3 protein-coding genes are annotated in these 875 nt (G+C 47.2%); all 3 read left to right on the forward strand.

Annotation, left to right across the window (positions count from 1 at the left end; all coding sequences use genetic code 11):
• Positions 1-239: 50S ribosomal protein L14 (rplN, locus tag FQK12_RS00085; protein ID WP_146295611.1), on the forward strand; the 239-nt coding region annotated here is incomplete at its 5' end.
• A gap of 10 nt (positions 240-249) precedes the next feature.
• Entirely contained in the window at positions 250-564 is a 315-nt protein-coding gene (gene rplX / locus FQK12_RS00090) for a 50S ribosomal protein L24 (RefSeq protein WP_004106345.1), read from the forward strand.
• A gap of 14 nt (positions 565-578) precedes the next feature.
• Positions 579-875: large ribosomal subunit protein uL5 (locus tag FQK12_RS00095; protein ID WP_146295613.1), on the forward strand; the 297-nt coding region annotated here is incomplete at its 3' end.

Raw genomic sequence — 875 nt, forward strand, 5'->3', positions numbered from 1 at the left:
AAGCAATTCCGCGTGGTAAGGTCAAAAAAGGTGATGTGCTGAAGGCGGTAGTGGTGCGCACCAAGAAGGGTGTTCGTCGCCCGGACGGTTCTGTCATTCGCTTCGATGGTAATGCATGCGTTATTTTAAACAATAACAGCGAGCAGCCCATCGGTACGCGTATTTTTGGGCCGGTAACTCGTGAACTTCGTAACGAGAAGTTCATGAAAATTATCTCTCTGGCCCCAGAAGTACTCTAAGGAGCGAATCATGGCAGCGAAAATCCGTCGTGATGACGAAGTTATCGTGTTAACCGGTAAAGATAAAGGTAAACGCGGTAAAGTTAAGAATGTCTTGTCTTCCGGCAAGCTCATTGTTGAAGGTATCAACCTGGTTAAGAAACACCAGAAGCCGGTTCCGGCTCTGAACCAACCAGGCGGCATCGTTGAAAAAGAAGCTGCTATTCAGGTTTCTAACGTTGCAATCTTCAATGCGGCAACCGGCAAGGCTGACCGTGTAGGCTTTAGATTCGAAGACGGCAAAAAAGTCCGTTTCTTCAAATCTAACAGCGAAACTATCAAGTAATTTGGAGTAGTACGATGGCGAAACTGCATGATTACTACAAAGACGAAGTAGTTAAAAAACTCATGACTGAGTTTAACTACAATTCTGTCATGCAAGTCCCTCGGGTCGAGAAGATCACCCTGAACATGGGTGTTGGTGAAGCGATCGCTGACAAGAAACTGCTGGATAACGCAGCAGCCGATCTGACAGCAATCTCCGGTCAAAAACCGCTGATCACCAAAGCACGCAAATCAGTTGCAGGCTTCAAAATCCGTCAGGGCTATCCGATCGGCTGTAAAGTAACTCTGCGTGGCGAACGCATGTGGGAGTTC

It is taken from the genome of Klebsiella sp. ME-303 (genome assembly GCF_007910085.1).
In the GTDB taxonomy this organism is placed as follows: domain Bacteria; phylum Pseudomonadota; class Gammaproteobacteria; order Enterobacterales; family Enterobacteriaceae; genus Klebsiella; species Klebsiella michiganensis.